2 protein-coding genes are annotated in these 1,120 nt (G+C 38.2%); both read right to left on the bottom strand.

The features are described from left to right. Positions 1–131: 131 nt before the first annotated feature. Complete coding sequence (locus BLO31_RS18180) at positions 132–482, bottom strand: hypothetical protein (RefSeq protein ID WP_070970100.1); 351 nt, start codon at positions 480–482, stop codon at positions 132–134. An 11-nt stretch (positions 483–493) separates the two neighbouring features. Further along, on the bottom strand, positions 494–985 hold the full coding sequence (locus BLO31_RS18175; RefSeq protein ID WP_139159065.1) for a hypothetical protein: 492 nt from the start codon (positions 983–985) through the stop codon (positions 494–496). Between the last annotated feature and the right edge of the window lie 135 nt (positions 986–1,120).

The raw sequence follows: 1,120 nt of genomic DNA, 5'->3' as shown, positions 1-1,120 counted from the left end.
ACTATCAATACATTCTTTTGCATCGTTCCAAATTACTAAGAGTTCATCTAGCGTTAGAAGCGCACCTACTCTGTTCACTGGCTGATTAAATTTGGTATGAGTGCGTACCACGGCCTAATTTCCCCTAATAATTATTTCCAAGTATATGACTCAGAATCAGTTTGATTAAAAGATGGTATAGCCAGCGTTGAAATGTCGGGGCAATCATCATCAATTAAGTCGATAACCCAAAGGATGTGAGCTTTTTTAATTCCGTGCCGCCCGTGATGAACTCGAATCTCTTTAAGGACGTTTAGTACATACTTTTCGTGCCCGTTTTTCTTAGCATCATCGACTAGACCATCAATCTCATGTTGTTTGGCGGGTTCATGCTTAGTTTTTAATATTCGTGCTACTACATATAATTTACGATAGACAAATAGTAGAGCAAAGATGATAACTAGCGCCGCTATAGTTGAAAAAATCAAATATTGTTCTTGCATTATTGGTACACCTATCTTTCGACGATTAAATAGGAGATAATAGGTTCTTTTGCGTAATCACTAAAATCAACCTCTGATGGTTTAACTCGCCAAATTACTTTACTTTTTCCTGGTTCAGTACGCACTTCGACGTTTATAAGTTTGCAATCTGGGGCAATCTCATTTGTTCTTTTTTCCCAACTGTCTTGTGCGGAATTTTTTAGTGGTATCGAGCTGAAATCAGAAAAATTCATTTTGTATGAGATAAGTCCGAATAATGCAACCGCGAGTAAGTAGTACACGTACCAGGCTGTATTAGGTATCCACTGATAAATAATCAGCTCCATACTGTCGTAAATTTCACCCCTATATAGAAAAATGATGAAAACTAAACCTAGAAGCAATGCAAACCCCACCGTTTGAAAAATAATGGTGCGCTTGATTTCCCGTTTTAACGCGGGAATCTTGGCGAGTGCAATGTCATAATTCTCTTTCTCGATTTCTCTGTATGTTATTCTATTCATTGGTTTCCTCATCCATTTTTTGATTTAATACACCAACTGACAGTTTGAACCTCATTCGTTCTGTCAGTGGCCAAGGCGATTAGTTGGTAGCTGCCGCCTTGGTCTTTCCGTTTTTTTGCAGATTTGCAAAAGGGC

This window comes from Vibrio sonorensis, assembly GCF_001854765.1.
GTDB classification, from domain to species: domain Bacteria; phylum Pseudomonadota; class Gammaproteobacteria; order Enterobacterales; family Vibrionaceae; genus Vibrio; species Vibrio sonorensis.
This window is presented reverse-complemented; position numbering and strand designations above follow the sequence as displayed.